At 42.3% G+C, this 18,813-nt stretch carries 23 protein-coding genes; 6 read left to right on the top strand and 17 right to left on the bottom strand.

What is annotated here, in order from left to right; all coding sequences use genetic code 11:
• The coding region (gene yhfH, locus J7E37_RS12890) for a protein YhfH (protein WP_215024271.1) at positions 1-91 on the top strand (91 nt) is incomplete at its 5' end.
• Positions 92-383: 292 nt separating this feature from the next.
• Here the strand turns inward: yhfH and ypeB are convergent.
• The 3 genes from ypeB to prsW all read right to left on the bottom strand — a co-directional run bounded on the left by ypeB (position 384) and on the right by prsW (position 3,311).
• Entirely contained in the window at positions 384-1,733 is a 1,350-nt protein-coding gene (gene ypeB, locus J7E37_RS12885) for a germination protein YpeB (protein WP_214778631.1), read from the bottom strand.
• 12 nt (positions 1,734-1,745) lie between these two features.
• Positions 1,746-2,525 carry a spore cortex-lytic enzyme gene (gene sleB / locus J7E37_RS12880; protein WP_214778628.1) on the bottom strand — a complete coding sequence of 260 codons (780 nt, stop codon included), beginning with the start codon at positions 2,523-2,525 and terminating at the stop codon, positions 1,746-1,748.
• A 114-nt stretch (positions 2,526-2,639) separates the two neighbouring features.
• A complete protein-coding gene (gene prsW / locus J7E37_RS12875; protein ID WP_214737154.1) occupies positions 2,640-3,311 on the bottom strand; it encodes a glutamic-type intramembrane protease PrsW in 672 nt (223 codons plus the stop codon).
• A 102-nt stretch (positions 3,312-3,413) separates the two neighbouring features.
• On the opposite strand from prsW, the gene J7E37_RS12870 reads away from it, so the two are divergent.
• Positions 3,414-4,385 (top strand): asparaginase, encoded by a 972-nt coding sequence (locus J7E37_RS12870; protein ID WP_214778626.1) that lies wholly within the window; start codon positions 3,414-3,416, stop codon positions 4,383-4,385.
• A 565-nt stretch (positions 4,386-4,950) separates the two neighbouring features.
• Here the strand turns inward: J7E37_RS12870 and J7E37_RS12865 are convergent.
• From J7E37_RS12865 to J7E37_RS12830, 8 genes are all read right to left on the bottom strand, one after another.
• Positions 4,951-5,925 carry a YpdA family putative bacillithiol disulfide reductase gene (locus tag J7E37_RS12865; RefSeq protein WP_215024269.1) on the bottom strand — a complete coding sequence of 325 codons (975 nt, stop codon included), beginning with the start codon at positions 5,923-5,925 and terminating at the stop codon, positions 4,951-4,953.
• Between the two features lie 44 nt (positions 5,926-5,969).
• Positions 5,970-6,143, bottom strand: a complete 174-nt coding sequence (locus tag J7E37_RS12860) for a hypothetical protein (protein WP_215024267.1) — start codon at positions 6,141-6,143, stop codon at positions 5,970-5,972.
• A 198-nt stretch (positions 6,144-6,341) separates the two neighbouring features.
• Positions 6,342-7,619 carry a Glu/Leu/Phe/Val family dehydrogenase gene (locus tag J7E37_RS12855; protein ID WP_214778619.1) on the bottom strand — a complete coding sequence of 426 codons (1,278 nt, stop codon included), beginning with the start codon at positions 7,617-7,619 and terminating at the stop codon, positions 6,342-6,344.
• A gap of 350 nt (positions 7,620-7,969) precedes the next feature.
• On the bottom strand, positions 7,970-8,554 hold the full coding sequence (locus J7E37_RS12850; RefSeq protein ID WP_215024265.1) for a genetic competence negative regulator: 585 nt from the start codon (positions 8,552-8,554) through the stop codon (positions 7,970-7,972).
• Positions 8,555-8,619: 65 nt separating this feature from the next.
• On the bottom strand, positions 8,620-9,534 hold the full coding sequence (locus J7E37_RS12845; protein WP_214778617.1) for a MerR family transcriptional regulator: 915 nt from the start codon (positions 9,532-9,534) through the stop codon (positions 8,620-8,622).
• A gap of 76 nt (positions 9,535-9,610) precedes the next feature.
• A complete protein-coding gene (locus J7E37_RS12840; protein ID WP_215024263.1) occupies positions 9,611-10,387 on the bottom strand; it encodes a metallophosphoesterase in 777 nt (258 codons plus the stop codon).
• Between the two features lie 23 nt (positions 10,388-10,410).
• Positions 10,411-10,797, bottom strand: a complete 387-nt coding sequence (locus J7E37_RS12835) for a hypothetical protein (RefSeq protein WP_214778613.1) — start codon at positions 10,795-10,797, stop codon at positions 10,411-10,413.
• Between the two features lie 60 nt (positions 10,798-10,857).
• The gene (locus tag J7E37_RS12830; protein ID WP_214778610.1) at positions 10,858-11,490 is read right to left on the bottom strand and encodes a CBS domain-containing protein; all 633 of its coding nucleotides are present in this window, start codon (positions 11,488-11,490) and stop codon (positions 10,858-10,860) included.
• Positions 11,491-11,635: 145 nt separating this feature from the next.
• Here J7E37_RS12830 and J7E37_RS12825 point away from each other — a divergent pair, with 145 nt between their 5' ends.
• From J7E37_RS12825 to J7E37_RS12815, 3 genes are read left to right on the top strand one after another with little or no spacing between them, the layout of a single operon-like run.
• Positions 11,636-11,866, top strand: coding sequence for a spore coat associated protein CotJA (locus tag J7E37_RS12825; RefSeq protein WP_214778602.1), 231 nt, complete (start codon positions 11,636-11,638; stop codon positions 11,864-11,866).
• Positions 11,863-12,123: a spore coat protein CotJB gene (locus J7E37_RS12820; RefSeq protein WP_214778600.1), complete on the top strand. Its 261-nt coding sequence runs from the start codon at positions 11,863-11,865 to the stop codon at positions 12,121-12,123. Before J7E37_RS12825 ends, J7E37_RS12820 begins: the two co-directional genes overlap by 4 nt.
• Before the next feature lie 25 nt (positions 12,124-12,148).
• The gene (locus J7E37_RS12815; RefSeq protein ID WP_214778598.1) at positions 12,149-12,718 is read left to right on the top strand and encodes a manganese catalase family protein; all 570 of its coding nucleotides are present in this window, start codon (positions 12,149-12,151) and stop codon (positions 12,716-12,718) included.
• 222 nt (positions 12,719-12,940) lie between these two features.
• On the opposite strand, the gene J7E37_RS12810 is transcribed toward J7E37_RS12815, so the two are convergent.
• From J7E37_RS12810 to J7E37_RS12790, 5 genes are all read right to left on the bottom strand, one after another.
• Positions 12,941-13,399, bottom strand: coding sequence for a YpbF family protein (locus J7E37_RS12810; RefSeq protein WP_214778596.1), 459 nt, complete (start codon positions 13,397-13,399; stop codon positions 12,941-12,943).
• Between the two features lie 132 nt (positions 13,400-13,531).
• On the bottom strand, positions 13,532-14,254 hold the full coding sequence (locus tag J7E37_RS12805) for a LysM peptidoglycan-binding domain-containing protein (RefSeq protein ID WP_215024261.1): 723 nt from the start codon (positions 14,252-14,254) through the stop codon (positions 13,532-13,534).
• Positions 14,247-14,849 carry a CPBP family intramembrane glutamic endopeptidase gene (locus J7E37_RS12800; protein ID WP_214778728.1) on the bottom strand — a complete coding sequence of 201 codons (603 nt, stop codon included), beginning with the start codon at positions 14,847-14,849 and terminating at the stop codon, positions 14,247-14,249. The genes J7E37_RS12805 and J7E37_RS12800 overlap by 8 nt, the downstream gene beginning before the upstream one ends.
• The gene (locus tag J7E37_RS12795; RefSeq protein ID WP_215024259.1) at positions 14,849-16,348 is read right to left on the bottom strand and encodes a RecQ family ATP-dependent DNA helicase; all 1,500 of its coding nucleotides are present in this window, start codon (positions 16,346-16,348) and stop codon (positions 14,849-14,851) included. The genes J7E37_RS12800 and J7E37_RS12795 overlap by 1 nt, the downstream gene beginning before the upstream one ends.
• Positions 16,339-17,385: a YpbB family protein gene (locus J7E37_RS12790; protein WP_251009645.1), complete on the bottom strand. Its 1,047-nt coding sequence runs from the start codon at positions 17,383-17,385 to the stop codon at positions 16,339-16,341. The genes J7E37_RS12795 and J7E37_RS12790 overlap by 10 nt, the downstream gene beginning before the upstream one ends.
• 292 nt (positions 17,386-17,677) lie before the next feature.
• On the opposite strand from J7E37_RS12790, the gene J7E37_RS12785 reads away from it, so the two are divergent.
• Positions 17,678-17,926: a ferredoxin gene (locus tag J7E37_RS12785; RefSeq protein ID WP_023627496.1), complete on the top strand. Its 249-nt coding sequence runs from the start codon at positions 17,678-17,680 to the stop codon at positions 17,924-17,926.
• Positions 17,927-18,100: 174 nt separating this feature from the next.
• Here the strand turns inward: J7E37_RS12785 and J7E37_RS12780 are convergent, their stop codons facing one another.
• Positions 18,101-18,682: an ECF transporter S component gene (locus J7E37_RS12780; RefSeq protein ID WP_215024257.1), complete on the bottom strand. Its 582-nt coding sequence runs from the start codon at positions 18,680-18,682 to the stop codon at positions 18,101-18,103.
• Positions 18,683-18,813 lie beyond the last annotated feature (131 nt).

The following is an 18,813-nucleotide window of genomic DNA, read 5'->3' as shown; positions in this document are numbered from 1 at the left end:
GCAATGTATTGAGTGTGGAGAATCGATTGATGAACAGCATGAATGCTACGGAAATAAGTGTGATGGATGCATGGACCCTGGTAAACTATAAGAAAAGCGCAAGCGCCTTGTTCAGCCCGACAAGCGTTGCACGCCTATAACGCCACGTCCTGTGGCTGGCGGGTCTAGCACATCGTGTGTCTCGGAGGGCCTGACAGTGAAGTCGTTCCTTGACTTCATTGGCAGGAACGAAGCGTCTCGAGGAGTTAGGAGCCGCAGCTAGACAAGCGTCTCGAGGGGCTAGGCGCTGGAGCTGGATTAACACACCCACAGGTAGTTATCCACACAAAAATGCTTTTATAACTTCCTATACAATAAAAAAGGGGAAAGCACTTGGCTTTCCCTTAGACTACATCCTCATATACTGGTTCAGCATTTTGCAGTTTTTCTACTTTCTCTTCCGTTCCGTCTTCTGCATTGATATAAATCCTGAAGGTGTCATTGCCGAGAACTCCTGTGAATTCATAGCACAACACCTCTTCATTAATGTCGTTCAGGATAATTGCTTGCTTCTCATCCATCACTTTGAGATTTGGATTGACTTTCTTTTTTGCCTCCGCCATGTCAATGCCAACCTGTGGAATTTCCCTTGTTTTATGGGATTTCAAATAATCCTCCGCAGAGAAGCCGATGACATCTCCATTGTCCAGTGCGACCTTCATATTGATTGCATCGGGATAAATTCTTACGTCGTCCTGCGTACCGACAAAAGTAAATACACCGATATTATCATATTGGGCGCTTTCAAAGAGATCCAGGTTTTCGAAATTATGATCCTTTAAAAAGGCGATTGCCTTATTAGAAGCGTCATTGAGACTGAGTTTTTGATTCTTCACATCTCTGTCAAGCAAGAACCAGATTGGATAGCCACCTTTTTTGGTTATATCCATATTCGCTTCAAGCTTTGATTTTGGATTCTGGATCGAAACACTGAAAAATCCATAATCCGAGCCTTTGCCATTTTCCGTTACCTTCACGTTGCCGCCATTTCTGACCGGAGTATATTTCCTCGTAATCTGGATCGCTTTTTCCTTGGATATTTGCTCGCCAGGCAGCTTTTTAAAATTTTCATCTTTTTTCTGAAGATTGATCTGTGCTGGTCCGAAATCTGTTTCCGTATACCCTTCCACTGTTTTTTCGACAGTCTTGAACCCATCAATGATGGTATTGTCAGTCTGGCCCTTTTCTGTAGCAAGAGCGAGTTCAACATCCATCCATCGGAGATTATTTTCCAGGACCATATGCTGGACTTGCCTTAAATCCTGCTGGATTTCACCTGATTGTTCATATAAGGTCTTAAGTGTCGAATATTCTTTTTCTGTTAATGGTTCTTTATCCAGATCACGGATTGCTGCTTTATAACTGAAATTACCGATATTCGCCAGAAATTCTTCCGTCTTATTAAATGGTAAAAGTGTCAAAGGAAGCTGTCCTACATCATTATGAGCCTGCGAGGTGATTTTCCAAACCTCTGCCAACTGTGGTGATAATGAACTTCTTGAATTCATCGCTAGTGTTGTACCAATTTTATCGTTCAATAAATCAATTTGATATGTCAGGTCATGAAAGGCTCTTTGGTAATTATTTTCAGCATTAATCAGTACCGCTGTTTTTTCCCTGTGCTCCTGATAACCCCAATAGGCAGTTCCGGCAATACCAATGACGAGGACTGCAATGGCTATTCCTCTTAGCAATTCAACTCACCCCTATTTACAAAAAATGTGTTTTCCAATCTTTTTGATTTGCGGTCGTGACCAAATCCAGGCACTGGTGGCAGTATCAGGATTAAAATAGTACATGGCGTTTCCAGTAGGATCCCAGCCATTGATCGCATCAAGGACTGCTTTTTTTGCGGTTTCGTTTGGCGTAAGCCAGATTTGGCCATCAGCAACTGCTGTGAACGCCCTCGGTTCGAATATAACCCCCGAAACTGTATTCGGGAATGTAGCACTGTCCAACCTGTTCAAAATTACCGCCGCAACTGCTACCTGTCCGGTATAAGGTTCACCCCTGGCTTCTCCATAGACCGCATTAGCCATGAGCTGGATATCATTCTGCGAGAATCCATTTGGTGTATTTGTGGCAGCAGCCGGTTTTGGTGCGGATTGTGTTTGGGCACCTCCGCCCGTTTTGCCGCCGCCTTGTTTTTCGCCGCCCCAGGCAATTTTCGCATTTGGCGTCGCTTTCGCAAGCTTGAGTTTCGTCTTCCACCCTGCAACTCCATCAATCTCCAAACCAAATTCATATTGGAAATTTCTTAGTGCCCAATAGGTACCCCAGCCAAATACTCCGTCGATTTTACCGTTGTAAAAACCAATATGCTTTAGTCGTGACTGTAGTTCAATAACATCGTCACCTACCGCACCCTGCTGGAGCACCTGACTTGTAAACGCCTCAGCCCTTTGATCGATTTCACTTAATTGCACAAAAGACATGATCAAAGCCAAAGCGGCCATCACCTTCAAGATAGACCGATATTTCTTCATTGAATGCAACCCCCAAAGATGTGAACTTAAAAGATTACTCCTATTTTTTGTTAAGAGTTGACTTTTATTCCACAAAACAAAAAAACCCTCCATTTTTTAAGAATGAAGAGTCTTTCAGATTGGATATTGCTTTTCAATATGCTGCAGGGTCAATATTCGCGCCTTTTTCACTTTTCTTAGTCCCAGCCACCAAAGGAAAATCATGAATGGAACCATCAGAACCAGCCAGTCTTCCCTGGTCATAAGGATGAAATCATAAACACCATGCAGAAGGACTGGCACCATTAGTGAAAGTATGATCCACTTCTTTTGAACCCCGGGGGAAAACTTCGCCTTACCAATATAGTAACCCATTATCACTCCAAAAAGCGCATGGCTGGATACAGGCAGGAGCGCCCTCCCAATTGCATCCTGGAGGCCATTGGCAAGCAGGTAAAAGATATTTTCAGCTGATGCGAAACCCAGGGATACAGCCACACTGTATATAATTCCATCATAATGTTCATCAAAGGAAATATGCTGGAAAATTGTATAATAAAGTATAAACCACTTAAAGAATTCTTCTAAAAGACCAACCGTTCCGAACGCTTTGGTGAAGTCTCCCTGGAACAATCCCTCGACAGAAAGCACATATTGAATGAACATAAGCGGAAATACAAGCAATGCACCGAAAATAAACATTTTAAACACCAGTGATAGCGGCTCTGACTCATACTGGTCCTTTAAGTAAAAATAACTTAACAGCGCCAGACCCGGAGCTACCCCGGCAGTAACTATTCCCAGCATATGCTGTCCTCTTTTCAATTTGTTTTTTTAATCGTATCATGTAATTAGAAGAAAGAAAATGGATTATTATTCTTTCTTAATGGTCTTTCGGAGGTAATAGTTTTGAAGAAGAATATTTTATTGATTCATACTGGCGGTACCATTTCCATGAGCGAGGATACAAACGGAGCGGTCAAACCAGGGGCGAATAACCCTCTGACACAGGGAACTGAGCATTTATCCAATCTTGCTGAACTTGTTGTAGAAGAGCCCTTCAATTTGCCATCTCCACACATTACACCAAAAGAGATGATGGAGTTAAAGTATATCCTTGAGGATTATAATAAAAAAGGCTACATCGATGGAGCAGTCATTACCCATGGAACAGATACACTGGAGGAGACAGCATATTTTCTCGATCTCACTTGCCAGGCAAGCTTCCCGGTCGTCGTTACTGGTGCAATGAGATCCAGCAATGAAATCGGCTCTGACGGCCTGTATAATTTAATATCGTCAATAAGAGTGGCTTTAAGCCCGGAAGCAAAGGGAAAAGGGGTACTTGTCGTCCTTAATGACGAAATTCACACGGCTGTCAACGTGACCAAGACACATACAAGCAACATCTCAACCTTTCAGAGCCCGCAATATGGCCCAATCGGGATAGTGACAAAAAGGGGGGTTCTTTTCCACCACACTCCTACGAAACACGAAAACTATCCGGTGGCGGATATCAGCAAAAAAGTTTCCCTGATTAAAGCACACGCAGGAATGGACTCTTCTTTACTGCAAGCCATACTGGCCTTAAACGTAGATGGAGTCGTGATCGAAGCACTTGGACAAGGCAATCTTCCGCCCACAGCACTTGAGGGTGTAAAAGATTTTCTCAAACACAATATTCCGGTTGTCATTGTTTCCAGAAGCTTTGCCGGCATAGTCCAGGATGTTTATGGATATGAAGGCGGCGGCAAGCACCTGAAGGAATTGGGCGTCATTTTTTCAAACGGTTTGAACGGTCAGAAAGCAAGGATTAAACTGCTGGTTGCCCTTGCTATAACGGATCAGATGAATGAAATTAATGAGATGTTCATGTTCTAAAATTGACGTGCTATATGAAAAAGCGGTGTCCTGAATTCAATCAGACACTGCTTTTTTATTCTTCACTCTAGAATTTTATCGGTTGCAATCCTAATTTGGATAAGTAAACGGAAGGTTCAGGTGCTACTGAAGTCAATAGGTGACCTATGAATCCACTTTTCGGAATATAAGGTCACCAATCAAGCCGATTGGTGATCCATAAATCCATTTTCTGGATTTTCCGGAAAAACCAGGCACCAATGAAGTAGATTGGTGATCTATAAATCCATTTTCTAGAAAAACAGGTCACCAATCAAGCCTATTGGTGACCCGAAAATCCAGTTTCCGGAAAAACAGGTCACCAATCAAGCCTATTGGTGATCCGAAAATCCATTTTCCGGAAAAACCAGGCACCAATGAAGTAGATTGGTGATCTATAAATCCATTTTCTAGAAAAACAGGGCACCAATCAAGCCTATTGGTGACCCGAAAATCCATTTTCTGGAAAATTAGGTCACCTATCAAGCCTATTGGTGACCTAAAAACATTCTCATCTGAAAATATAAAAGGGGATATCACCCGCCCTCTATTCATTCTTGGTTCTGCTTGATATCGCTTCTGCAATCTGTCCGCCATGGAAGCGTCCATTTTCGATGAATATTTCGTTCGCATTGTTCCCGGCAGCAATTACTCCTGCAATAAAAATGCCTTGAACGTTTGTTTCCATTGTTTCCGGATCAAAATACGGCCGACCTGTATCTGCCTCAATTTTCACACCCATTTTCTCAAGGAAGGCATGATCCGGACGGTATCCAGTCATTGCAAAAACATGATCATTCTTTATTTTCACCTTTTCCCCTTCATGCTCATATACCACAAAGTCTTTTTCGATTTCTCTTACTTCTGCATTAAATACCATCTCTACAGAACCTGCCCTGACAAGCGCTTCGAATTCAGGCAGTACCCACGGTTTGATGCTTGGTGAATATTCTGCTCCCCGGTACAATACGGTTACTCGCGCCCCTGCCTTCTCCAGCTCAATCGCAGCATCCACACTGGAGTTTTTCCCGCCTATGACGACGACGTCCATATCGAAGAAAGGATGGGCTTCCTTAAAATAATGGGAAACCTTTGATAACTCTTCGCCCGGTATTCCCAGGAGGTTTGGGTGATCATAGTAACCAGTCGCTATGACGATGTTATTAGCAGTGTATTGCTGTTTATCCGTGGAAACCTTGAAAACATTATCGCCCTGTTTCTCAACATCCGTTACCTTTTCATATTTATTAATCCTCAGCCTTTCCCGCTTGACAACTTCGCGGTAATAAACCAATGCCTGATTCCGTTTTGGTTTAAGGTTCTCGGTTATGAAGGGCACATCGCCAATTGCAAGCTTTTCACTGCTGCTGAAGAAGGTCTGGTGGGTCGGATAATTATAAATCGCATTTACGATATTTCCTTTTTCAATGATGAGCGGATTCGCTCCCTTTTTCTTTAAGGCTATAGCCGCAGCAAGCCCGCAGGGACCGCCCCCGATAATGATGACATCTTCGTTTATCATGTATTGTAAACACTCCTTATCGATCGATCTAAAATAAGGCTCTGTTAAACTCGGCTGTTGATTTTCGTTCCAGGCGCTTCGCTTTCCGCGGGGAAGAATAATGAAAAAGCCCAGAGGCCGGCTTTTTCAAAAACCAATTCTTCCTTGCAGTCGGGAGCCTCCTCGGCGCTTGATGCGCCTACGGGGTCTCCCCATGACTTGTTCATCCCGCAGGACATTGATTGAGTTTCCTCGAATTTGCCCACGCACGATGAAAATGCGTTAGCATTTTCGGAGGAGTCTTCGCGCCTTCCACTACAATCAACAGGGCTTTAAAACAACATCGGGCTTTAACAGAGCCAAAAATAAAAAAATCTCCTATCAATAAATGATAGGAGATTTCATCTTAAGATTCAATGAAGAACCCTTTGGTAAGATTATATCCAGCCTCTGAAGCGGCTAGCTTCAGCCATTTTGCGGACACCGACCATATAAGCAGCAAGACGCATGTCTACTCTGCGTGTCTGGGCTGTATCATAGATGCTGTCAAAGGATTTCACCATAACCTTTTCAAGCTTCTCTTCCACTTCTTCTTCTGTCCAATAATAACCCTGGTTATTTTGGACCCATTCAAAGTAAGAAACCGTTACGCCGCCTGCAGAAGCGAGTACATCCGGAACAAGCAGGATGCCGCGTTCTGTAAGGATTTCTGTTGCTTCCAGCGTTGTTGGCCCGTTTGCAGCCTCAACTACGATACTAGCCCTGATATTATGGGCATTTTCTTCGGTAATCTGATTTTCTATCGCAGCTGGAACAAGGATATCACAATCAAGTTCCAGCAATTCTTTATTTGTAATTGTATTATTGAATAATTTGGTTACTGTACCGAAACTGTCTCGACGGTCAAGCAAGTAGTCGACATCAAGTCCTTCCGGATCATGGAGCCCGCCGTAAGCATCTGATATACCGATGATTTTCGCTCCAGCATCGTGCATGAACTTTGCTAAGTAGCTTCCGGCATTACCGAATCCCTGGACGACAACTCTTGCGCCTTCAAGTTCAATTCCCTTTTTCTTCGCAGCTTCGCGGATACAAATCGTAACCCCTTTTGCAGTTGCTGATTCACGACCATGTGAACCACCGAGTACCAGCGGCTTGCCTGTAATGAATCCCGGAGAGTTAAATTCATCTATACGGCTGTATTCATCCATCATCCAAGCCATAATCTGAGAGTTTGTGAAAACATCAGGTGCCGGGATATCTTTTGTAGGACCTACGATCTGACTGATCGCGCGTACATATCCCCGGCTCAATCTTTCAAGTTCCCTGAATGACATGTCGCGAGGATCACAGACGATCCCGCCTTTACCGCCGCCGTACGGAAGATCGACGATACCACATTTCAAGCTCATCCAGATTGATAAGGCTTTTACCTCTTTCTCTGATACGTTTGGATGGAAACGTATTCCTCCCTTTGTTGGACCCACTGCATCATTGTGCTGCGCCCGGTAGCCAGTAAAGACTTTAACAGATCCGTCATCCATTCTGACAGGGATTTTCACTGTCATCATCCTGAGCGGCTCCTTTAAAAGCTCAAAAACCTCATCTGGGTATCCGAGTTTTTCCAAAGCCTTGTGAATAACAGTTTGTGTAGATCGTAAGACGTCATGTTTGTCTTCTTTATTTGGATTTTCATTACCGTTTGCGGCTACCATTGATAAACCTCCTAAATCACTTTTGCGGATGTTGTCTGCTTTCATGGATTAGTATACACCTTTGGTTATTTTATGCAAGAAGAAAAAAACAGTTTTCCGCATTTTTTGATTATTGAATGAAAACGCTACCATTCAAGCCCTTATTGTTATTGGCTTAATAATAAATTGACTGAATAGTAAGACATTACCTGGCGATCATACAGTATTTTAAGAGTCATTTTGGGAAGGAAACAACCCGAAAATTCCTCTGAAATTCCCTCGTTGGCAATCAGACAAGTTTGCTGAGGGAATTGATCAAAAGACCACCTCTTGAACCATTGTTTTCCATAAAAAAAGCCGAAACCCCTCCATTATTTCATAAAATAATGGACAAGGCTTTCGACTGCACGTTCTTCCATAATCTCGTTCCCATACTCGAGCAGTCTGTGGATGCTCAATATTGATGGAACTCCATATTCTGCCATGATCGAAACCGTCTTATCGGCCTCATCTGGCAATATTCCGTTCATAAGCAAATAATAATGAACATTCATGAAATGCAGGCTTCCTCCAATAATACCGGCGTCCAAGAGTCTTTTCGCCAGCTGGATCACGTCCTCGATATTCTCGAACTCAAACAATATGTCTTCGCTTCCTTCGAGCGTGACTTGCATTTCTATAATCCCATCATCGAACTGCTCCTCATCTTCATCCTGTTCGATCATAGTGACAATCATGACCATCCCCTGGGCATGCAATGAAAAAATTTCCACTGCAACTGAACCGATGATATCCAAATCGAATTCCTCGCTGGCTTCCTCAAGCATATCATGAAAAAGCTGATGCCACTTCAACGAATCTTTCCATATATCTTCTTTGGTCAATCCCCGGTCGGATAAGTCATCTATCGTAAGGAATATCTTAATCTTATTGTTGGTTAATCGTTCCAAGCGCATATTCATGCCCCCTGCCATCGACAAAGCTCTTATTGTAGTTTATGAAAATATCGCAGGTTGGTGAGTTATTTAAATTGATCAATGCGCTTTTTTAACCACATTTCCCATTCCGCTCTTGTCATTCCTACAATGTACTCCCGATATTCTTCTTGCTGCTCAAACGGCATGGAATCAAATGCTATTCCACCGAGCCCAATAATAAGGTCCGGATTAATCTTTTTCATTTCTTCGGCAAGCTTTATGGTTGCATTTCTATTTTCAACGAGAGTGCAGGAGAAGAAGAGAAATTTGGGTTTAATCTTTTCCACAACTACCTCTAGATCATTCTCGGCAATGCTTGTGCCTAGGAAGATCACTTCAAAGCCTTTTCGCCTTAGGTAAAGCGTATAGATTAACAAGCCGAGTTCATGTTTTTCACCGGGCCCGCAAACTGCAATTGACTTTGGAAGGAATGAGCTATGCGGAAAAGAATTTGATATTCCTTCTATTCGCGAACGTATAAATGACGAAGCAAAATGCTCATGTGCAGTCGTTATACTACCCTCTTCCCATAAATCACCCACTTTAATCAAAATGGGACCCAATAAATCGATAACAGTTTTATCAATTGTAAATAGACTAAAAGCCTCGTTGATTAATTCATGAGCTTTAGAACCGTTGAACTCCAGAAGTGCAGCCAATAGCTTGTCTCTAATTTCATCGACCCTGTCCCTTTTTGGCAGTTCAGCCTTCTCCAAAGAAATAGAAGAAGAGTTCTCAAGCAAAGTTACAGCCTGGCTGATCGTAAAGCCCTGATTAATTTTTGTAATCAACCACCGTAATATTTCAACATGTTCCTCGGTATATAATCGGTGACCGGATTCATTTCTTACAGGGGCAATCATCTGATATCTTCTTTCCCAGGCCCTTAGGGTGCCAGGCTGGATACCAAGCATTTGGGATACTGCCTTAATATTGTATTTACCTCCGCCATTCCCCATGCTAAAACCTCCATCATTACCTGTATTACCGATTATATCCATGTTGAAGCTTTGCTGTAAAACTTCAATCTGCTTTTTAGGAATCTGAAACCAATGTAATGAGATGTGTCTCAGCCTTTGCCCCCAGTCTTAAAGGGACTCCTGTGGTTCCATAACCATTGCTGGTCAACACTGTGGCGCCATTTTTCTTTTTGATCCCGCCTAATTCATAAGGACCAAAACCGAATATCCTGATTTGTCCACCGTGAGTATGTCCGCTTAATACCAGGCGGATACCGTATTCTGGCTTGAGACTGTTAGCGATGGCAGGGTTATGGCTGATCAGGATCCTGAATCCTTCTTCCTCAGCATCACGGACAGCGAGATCCAGTCTGCTTTTACCAAGACTTAAGTCATCAATACCTAATACCTGCATGACGTCCCCAGTTTTTGATTCAAATTTAACTGCGGTATTGTCGAGTACTTTAACACCCAGGTGGTACAAAAGAGAGTCAAGTTCATGGGAATTGAATTCATAATCGTTGTTTCCCCAGACGAAAAAAACTGGAGCAATCATTTTCAATTTTTCAATATTGGCAGAAACCCTCTCCAAGGGAACACCTTTTTCAGCAAGGTCACCACCAATAATCACAAGGTCGGCCTTTCCCTTTACCGCATTGATAATCGAATCTTGTATGATCCGCTTATGGATATCGGAAATAAAAAAGATTTTGACTGACCCGAAGCTTTCCGGAAATCCTTTCAATCTGATTTCCTGCTCAAGCACTCTGTCAGCAAAGGCCTGTCGATACATATATAGTAAAAGGAAGCTGCCAATCAGCAGCATTCCAAGGATGAAAATAATAATCTCCATTTTTGCCTCCCGCAATACTTTATCTAGCTTTCATTTCCGTCCTCTGGTGAGCTAAAAGACATCATACCATAAAGCAAACAGAAAACGAAAAAAATTGCCGTCTGCCAGACACCCAGGGGCAATAGCAATAAGAATGAGGTTAGACAGGTTATTGATAAAATAATATCCGCCCCAAAACCCTTTTTACCCTTGCTGGCACTAATGACACCAACTCCTCCGTCCCTGATCAGGCCCCCGAATGCATACATGCCGAATACAAGAGCCACCGCCCCGGCAAGAAACTGAAAAGGGTTTAAAATAAACTCTCCCAGAAACTCCTCCGATTGTACGGGAAAGATTGCTGACAGCGAAATAATAAAAAGGTAACCACAAAGCAGTCCAATGACCAGCCTGAAAACTTTCCAAAGCATACAAAAACCTCCCATACACAATGTATGAAAGGCCCTTGTCTTTATTTCCGTATAGAAAAATCAAACTTCATGGATATCAAGGATCCGGAATCCAGACTCTTCCAGCTTCTTAACAAACTTGTCAATGTTGTCTTTCTTTTCGACCTTCATGACAATCCTGCGGACAAGCTTATCTGTTTCATCAAAAGTAACCAGTGAGATGATATGCTCATGAAACTGGTGGGCGATATCAGCCAATCGTGCGATACGTCCTTCTGTTTCAACAGAAGTAAACGCAATCCTGACACCCTCCCTATGTACTCCAAAAGCACTCTGGAACTGGTCCAGGGCATCAGAGCGAGTTACGGCTCCCTGGAATTTCCCCTTTTCATCGACTACGGCCATCAGCGGGATATCCTTCAATTTCACCAAAGTACTTTCGAAGATTTCAATGCCATGAAGGATTTGTTCCTGAAGGCAAAGTACATCACGAGCAACTTTGTTTTGGAGGAATTCATCCTTCTCTCCCCCTGTCTTGAAGTACTCCTGGTAGATGCCATATCTTGTGACCACACCTGCATATTGATCGCCGTCCAGTACGGGTACGCCATCAATTTCATTTCCATCCAGCTTATCAAGAACGCTTTGCAATGTTTCATCCAATTGTGCGGTTATACATTTATACTTCGGTATCATGATACTTTTAACAAACATTCCACTCACCTCAAATTTTTAAGTACAGCCCTGTCTTATATATTTCTGCATTTCTGCCAAAATCCCTTCTTATATAGATAAATTTAACATGAAATAAAATTTTGCTCATAAAATGAAATGAAGTTTATATAGAGGAGGGCTTAGCTTGTCAACATACAGAAGAGTTTGGTATCCGTACTCCAGTCCCTTCGACCCTTGTCCGCCGATCAAGGCGAAAACGTATTCCACACCGCCTAATTTGTTCCTAGGCTTCCAGCCGGCCAATCTAGAACAGTTCACGCCAATGCAGGCATTAAGAACTGGAACGCTGTGGAAGGTTTTCTATGATCCTTGGTATTCACCTTATGAAGCTCCAAGGGAGGATGATCATACATGAAACAATTACCCAAGGAATTTTATGCAGCCATGGAAGAACTCCAGGCAGTAGATTTTGTTCTTGTTGAACTCACCTTGTACCTGGACACCCACCCGGAGGATTATGAAGCCATCACTCAGTTCAACCAGTTCGCAAAAGAAAGACGCCGATTGAAGAAAGTCGTTGAAAGCATGTATGGACCTCTCCAGCAATTCGGCAACAGCTATTCAGGATATCCGTGGAACTGGGATGACGGTCCTTGGCCATGGCAAATCTAAATTCCAATTAGGAGGGGGTAAGGAAATGTGGCTTTATGAAAAGAAGTTGCAATATCCCGTAAAAGTAAGCACTTGCAACCCTATGCTGGCAAAATTTTTGATTGAACAATATGGCGGGGCAGATGGCGAACTCGCTGCTGCATTACGATACTTAAATCAGCGTTACACCATTCCTGATAAGGTAATCGGGCTTTTAACTGATATTGGCACCGAAGAATTCGCCCATTTGGAAATGATAGCGACAATGGTCTATAAATTAACGAAGGATGCCACGCCGGATCAGATGAAGGCCGCCGGATTAGACGGTCATTATGCAAACCATGACAAGGCCTTATTTTACCATAATGCCGCAGGTGTGCCATGGACCGCAACCTATATTCAGGCAAAGGGCGACCCAATCGCTGATTTGTATGAAGACATTGCGGCTGAAGAAAAGGCGAGAGCAACTTACCAGTGGATCATTAACATGAGTGATGACCCTGATCTTAACGACGGATTAAGATTCCTCCGCGAACGCGAAATCATCCACTCCCAGCGCTTCCGTGAGGCAGTGGAGATTCTAAAGGATGAACAAGGAAAAAAGAGGATATTTTAATATGGCTTATTTCTTAAACTTTGTTGCTTTTAACTACAAATTAGGATTGATTAGGCTAATTTTCTTCGCAAAGTTGACTCTTTTTATGAGAAAAGAGCATGCAAATTTAATACCGGCCTGCAAAATGGCCTTATATTACGTTAAAATCGGCTTTAGGATTTTAACAACCATCTTTACGAAAACAGCCTTTAAAATAAATAGAAGCGTCCCCTTTGGATGCTTCTATTTATTTTCATGAAACAGATTGATATCAAACTTCTTCTTCATCATGTCAAATACAATATGGCGATTTTTCCATTCTTCTTCTTTTTTCCATAAATCCTTGCTTCTGTCCACAATTTCACACCTTAGTGCCTGGTATTCTTTCTCTGCCTTTTCACGCTTCTCTTTTAACAGAATCATCAATCCATAAGTCCCTACCGTTAAAATAAGGAAATATAAATTCGCAGAATTCTGGACATACACTGAGAACATCTCAGCGAAAGAATACGAATAAGGCTGCAGCACCGTTACATAGAGATAATAGAAGTAGATTGAAATTAATCCTATCGTCACCCATACTGACAAAAGATGTCTGGATTTAAACCGGTCAAACTTTCGCTTTCGCTCAATTAAATTCTGCAACATCCTTTTGGTCGCAGGGTCCGTACGATTATCAAGGTTCTCGATTTCCTGTTCCATGGCAAGCCCTCCCCTTTATATCATTTTTATGAGCTTGTCCATGGAGTTATGATATTGCCGAACAAAAAAGAAAGGGCTCTTTTCTCAAACTTTGTTGAATAATTAAAAAAAGCCAGGAGTTTTTCACTCCGGCTAATTTTTAATCGGTATCTTCAATACTTGTCCTGCTTGAATCTCATTCCCCTGAATGTTGTTCGCTTTTTTGATGATTGGAATTCCATCCTGGGATTTATAGTAGGTCATTGCTACTCTGAACAATGTTTCATTTGGTTTTACAGTATGATAGATGACCTTTTCACTGCTTGCTGGTACTTCTTTTTCTGCCGCTGCGGTATCTTCTTCAACTGCAGGTTTGTTCGCGGGCTCCGCGGAGGCTGGAGCGGTTATTTTTTCGCTATCTTTTTCTTCATCTGCTTCTTCCGCAGTATTTTTGTCCCCGCTGCTTGATGGAGCAGGTCCAGCTGTCACAACATCGTTTCCATCTGGATCGGCAATTTCTTCATAGGATGGTGCTTCCTGATCTGTATCTTCCTGATTCTTACTGCTTCGTTCATCCTGGCCTTCAACATTGATCATCTCCACCCCTGCACGTTCCTGCGACTTATTCAAAGGCGTTTTCACACCATCCAGATAAGAGATAATGCTGAAAAAAGAAATAGGCAGCAGGATGAAAAACAGAGCCATCAGCCTGATGACCGGATATTTTACTTTAACTTTAGTTTTTTTCTGTTTTTGTCTGTGCATCTCACTTCTTGGCGGAAGGGATTCCTTTTTTTCAGTAGTATGGTCAGTTTTGCGCTCCACTCTTTTTCTCAGCCGCTCAGCCTGGTCCCTTATAGGTTTTTCCTTATTCACTGCCTGTACCCCCAATTGTTGCTTGAGTCCTGAATTTAATGATTAAACCTAAGATAAAATCAATGAAAAAATGCATCACGATCGTGACAACAAGATTATTTGTCACCATATAAATGTATCCAATCAAGAAACTCAATAAAATAATATTAGTAAACAAAAACCAATTGAACAGATAGCGATAATGGACGACTGCGAAAATTATGCTCGATATGATTAACCCGGTATTTGTCTGAATGACTCCTCTGAAAAGAATTTCCTCACTAATTGCTACCATAGCTGCAATCAGCATAATCTGGACTACACTCCTTTTCCTGAATATCCTTTCGTTCAAGCCTCCATCGTCATAGTAGGACTTCGGCAGATATTTCATGAAGATGAAGTCCATAACAACGACTGCAGCTCCCGCAGTGAGACCGACAAACAAAATATTCCAGTCACTCCAAATAAATAATTCTTGGAACTCATTGAAGCTATCAAACATTATCATACCTAATATTGCCGATATCGTTAATAGTAATATTTGCGTAGCGATTAAGTGGAACAGCAGTTCTTTTTCAGTCAGCCTTGCCACGGTTTCCTTATATTGATCCTTCATTACATCCGCTCTCTCATCAATAGAATTGAAGCCAATTCCTGCTTCCAGTCCAACGCAGCTTCGCATTGTCCACTGGGTGGTTCGGTTTCTTCAAAATGATCTATATTTATACCACAATTACTGCAGCAATTCCGGGGCCGTTCCTGGATTTCTTCGCCGAACATACCCAAAATAAAAGTCCTCTTGCATTCCTTTGTATGAATCCATTCAAGCATCTTCTTAATTTGCATATTTTTTACCTGCAGACGATTTTCGATTAATTGCCCGAGGCTCCTTTTATCCCTGTTATACTCTATCGTTTCAATACCAGAGAGGTAATCCTCGACAATCCTCCATTGGATCTCGGTGAAGCCGCATATCATTGAGAGCTCTTCAGCACGTTCGGAAAGATTATGATAATGGATCTGGTTATCAATTATAAAGGCAAACAGCCTTTCAATCTGGTATTGATCAGGGAGCTCACCTTCAGCGAGCTGGTACGCCAGCTGTTCGTCTCCTGGGGTATAAATCAGGATGGCAATTGAATCGCGGCCATCCCTTGCCGCCCTCCCTATTTCCTGGAGGTACGATTCGATCTGCATGGGCATATGGAAATGAATCACGTAACGGACATTTTCTTTATTAATCCCCATCCCAAAAGCGCTTGTAGCACAAACCACATCAAGCTGGCCATTGATGAATTGCTGCTGGATAAGGACCCGGCTTTCCGGATCCAGGCCCCCATGATAGGCCATGGCATTCATGATCCCTTTTTCCCTCATATGCGCCGCTGTTTGCTCAGCGACTTTCTTGCTTGAAAAATAAATGATCCCGGGTCCTTTTAAAAATTTCACCAGCTCGATTGTCCGGTCCAGCTTATCCTGGAAGGCAGAGGCGGATTCCAAAGCAAGAGAAATAGCGGGCCTGTCCACAGAATAAACCACTTCATTCCATTCTCCTAAATGGAGCTTTTCAGCAATATCCCTTCGGACTTCCTCTGAGGCCGTGGCTGTCAGCGCAAGCGTCAAAGGGTTTCCAAGCTTCTCCCTGAACTCTCCAAGCTTGAGATAGTCCGGCCTAAAATCATATCCCCATTGAGAAATACAATGGGCCTCATCTACGACGAACAGTGAGACAGACAGTTTTTTTATCCGGTTCAATACAGAATCAATTCCAAGCATTTCTGGAGAAATGAAGATAAACCGAAACCATTCGAGTTCTTCCATCGCTTTGGCTTTTTGCTGTGGGGACAAAAAGGAATTCAAGGCAATAACTCTTTTTTCGCCCATCGCCATCATTTGCTCTACCTGATCCTGCATAAGTGACAGCAGCGGTGAAATAATCAAGACTGGCCCGTCCACCAGATAACCCGGAAGCTGATAGCACAGGGACTTACCCGTTCCAGTTGGCAGCATGGAAATCGTATGTTTTTTCCCTACAACGGATTGGATCGTTTCTTCCTGCCCTGGACGAAAATCCTCGAACCCAAAATACCTTTTTAAATAGTTTTTTAATTCCATTCCATATCACCATATTTAGCCAGAACAAGCCTGATTTCAAAATAGGAGGCATCAGCCACCTGTTCCTTGATTTGCTTTAGTTTTTTCGCGGAATTCTGCTGAGCTGCGAGAAGGATTCTTTCCCTTTTGTCATGAAGGACATAGTGGTCTATATGAAAGTCCTTGATGGAAAGAGCAATTTCCACAACATGATCTTCTATGGTGCTTTGCTTAAGGTTTCGGACAGCTGCAATCTCTTCCAGGGTATAACCCCTCTGCATTAATCTATAGGTCTTGTCAGTTGAAATCGTCAAGGGAACACTTCGCTCCGCCTTTATGATCAATCCACTAAGCAATGGATAGGCCTGTTCGTTCTCTATCACCCTGTCAAACATTGCATGTAAGCAATTTAAGAATTCGTAATGATAGTGAGCCGGTTCCAGACCGGTTTTTTCAGCAGCCTGCAGAGTGGTTAATCCAATTTTCCTGAAGCCAGTCAGTCTAAAAACAACTAATTCAGGTCTCGTCTTTTCATTATCAAGGGCAGAGATCAGCTCACGATACAGCCTATCCGCAAGCTTGTAACGATCTTCCTTTTGCTGCCTGATGTAATGTTTAACCCAAATAAGGGTTTCCCTCTTATTTCTTACTGGGATAAAGGAGCGTTCATGATTGATCAGATTAGAACTCACCTGGATCAGCAATGTCAACCTTTCCCAAAAAGAATCTGTCACCTGGTGATATTTCCAGCCATTCAAATAATCAGGAAGTTTGTATTCAGCTAACTGTTGTTCCAGCGCTTTCTCTCCTTTGTCCGTTAATATTACCTTCGTTTCTGCAATTTCCTCGGCCATTCCCCTTTGCTTCAGCCTATCAATCATTTTTTCGAGTCCTGCACGGGTAACTGAAGGGTATGTATGAAAATATGGGGTGATTTTATACAAATGCGCGTCTTGTATCGTCTGCGAGGAACGTTTGCCCTGAAGAAGATGAAATAGCGAATAAATGGTTCTTTCGCCATTGATTTTTTTCAATATAGACAAAACAACTGTTTCCAAATATGTTATCCCCATAAAATCACCCTGGAATGAAAAATTAAGTAAAGGGCACGATAATATTCGGCGCCCACTATAGCAGAAAAATAATCTAACATTATTTTACCATGAAAATATCTAGTAAATGTTTTATTTTCAACGGAAAAACCATTCAAGGCCTTGTGTGATAAGCATTCTCAATACTTTTTTTATTGAAATGTTGGCGATACAGTTTTACAATAGGTATGAGGAATACGTTTTCACTGTTTTGGTGAAAACAGCATATTATTGTTAAACACTTGGGAGGAATTATATCATGGCTAAGTACACAATTGTTGACAAAGAAACTTGTATTGCATGTGGAGCTTGCGGTGCAGCTGCTCCAGATATCTACGATTACGACGATGAAGGCATCGCATTCGTAACACTTGATGAAAACGAAGGTATCGTTGAAATCCCTGATGTATTAATTGACGACATGATGGATGCATTCGAAGGCTGCCCGACTGACTCAATCAAAGTTGCAGATGAGCCATTTAACGGAGATGCTACTAAATTCGAATAAGACAATACATAATTCCCGCTTACATGCGGGAATTTTTTTTTACAGTTATTACGTTGGATGATAACTTTAATTTGCGGTCCATCCATGCACGGATGATGATTTTTGTTGGCCCATATATAAATCAAAAAGCAACGGTATAGCACACCGTTGCTTTTGTATTAGAATTCATATGATTTATGCACTTTTGAAAGCTTGCTGCCTCTCGATCCATGTTTTCATCCTTGTGAAGATGAGCATGAATATGACAGACATCAGTAAGCCTTTAACGAAATTAAATGGTAAAATCCCTGCGACGATCATGGCTCGCGCTTCTGGTCCAGACATTGCCGGCATATTCAAGAACAATGTGTAGGCAGGAAGGAACACGTAGTAGTTCAGTACACTCATCAGGATGGCCATACTTATTGTACCAGCCACCAATCCGAACGTCATTCCCTTATTGGATTTCATCCGCTGATAGATATAATAGGTTGGCAGGATGAATAAAACACCGGCAACAAAGTTGGCAACATGCCCAACGGGAACACCCGTATCACTGCCCGTCATAAAATAATCAAGCGTATTCTTCAAGAATTCTACTAAAATACCGGCTGCCGGACCAAAAATCAACGCAGCAATCAATGCAGGTATATCGCTGAAATCGACCATTAAGAATTTTGGAAACGGCGGCAGCGGAAAATTCAGCAGCATCAATACATACGAGATACTGCTCAGCATACCAATTGAGACCATTGCTTTGACACTGAATTTTTTCATTTTCCTCTCTCCTTATAGAGATCCATCTCACATAAAGAAGAAAGATTCGGCAATCACATACCCATTACAAATAAAACCCCCAAGTTTTCTGAACTTGAGGGAGAGTTGTGAAAGGTATGCCAAATAACCGT

The sequence above is a fragment of the Bacillus sp. ISL-39 genome (genome assembly GCF_018613295.1).
Lineage (GTDB): Bacteria > Bacillota > Bacilli > Bacillales > Cytobacillaceae > Mesobacillus.
Note: the sequence above shows the minus strand (reverse complement) of the source record. Positions and strands in the feature narration are given on the sequence as shown.

Bases quoted from the DNA above. Each gene is read 5' to 3' on its own strand.
- sleB (WP_214778628.1), bottom strand. From the start codon at position 2,525: ATGAAGAAATATCGGTCTATCTTGAAGGTGATGGCCGCTTTGGCTTTG.
- prsW (WP_214737154.1), bottom strand. From the start codon at position 3,311: ATGCTGGGAATAGTTACTGCCGGGGTAGCTCCGGGTCTGGCGCTGTTA.
- J7E37_RS12865 (WP_215024269.1), bottom strand. From the start codon at position 5,925: ATGATAAACGAAGATGTCATCATTATCGGGGGCGGTCCCTGCGGGCTT.
- J7E37_RS12860 (WP_215024267.1), bottom strand. From the start codon at position 6,143: ATGTCCTGCGGGATGAACAAGTCATGGGGAGACCCCGTAGGCGCATCA.
- J7E37_RS12855 (WP_214778619.1), bottom strand. From the start codon at position 7,619: ATGGTAGCCGCAAACGGTAATGAAAATCCAAATAAAGAAGACAAACAT.
- J7E37_RS12850 (WP_215024265.1), bottom strand. From the start codon at position 8,554: ATGCGCTTGGAACGATTAACCAACAATAAGATTAAGATATTCCTTACG.
- J7E37_RS12845 (WP_214778617.1), bottom strand. From the start codon at position 9,534: ATGGGGAATGGCGGAGGTAAATACAATATTAAGGCAGTATCCCAAATG.
- J7E37_RS12840 (WP_215024263.1), bottom strand. From the start codon at position 10,387: ATGGAGATTATTATTTTCATCCTTGGAATGCTGCTGATTGGCAGCTTC.
- J7E37_RS12835 (WP_214778613.1), bottom strand. From the start codon at position 10,797: ATGCTTTGGAAAGTTTTCAGGCTGGTCATTGGACTGCTTTGTGGTTAC.
- J7E37_RS12830 (WP_214778610.1), bottom strand. From the start codon at position 11,490: ATGTTTGTTAAAAGTATCATGATACCGAAGTATAAATGTATAACCGCA.
- J7E37_RS12820 (WP_214778600.1), top strand. From the start codon at position 11,863: ATGAAACAATTACCCAAGGAATTTTATGCAGCCATGGAAGAACTCCAG.
- J7E37_RS12815 (WP_214778598.1), top strand. From the start codon at position 12,149: ATGTGGCTTTATGAAAAGAAGTTGCAATATCCCGTAAAAGTAAGCACT.
- J7E37_RS12810 (WP_214778596.1), bottom strand. From the start codon at position 13,399: ATGGAACAGGAAATCGAGAACCTTGATAATCGTACGGACCCTGCGACC.
- J7E37_RS12800 (WP_214778728.1), bottom strand. From the start codon at position 14,849: ATGAAGGATCAATATAAGGAAACCGTGGCAAGGCTGACTGAAAAAGAA.
- J7E37_RS12795 (WP_215024259.1), bottom strand. From the start codon at position 16,348: ATGGAATTAAAAAACTATTTAAAAAGGTATTTTGGGTTCGAGGATTTT.
- J7E37_RS12785 (WP_023627496.1), top strand. From the start codon at position 17,678: ATGGCTAAGTACACAATTGTTGACAAAGAAACTTGTATTGCATGTGGA.
- J7E37_RS12780 (WP_215024257.1), bottom strand. From the start codon at position 18,682: ATGAAAAAATTCAGTGTCAAAGCAATGGTCTCAATTGGTATGCTGAGC.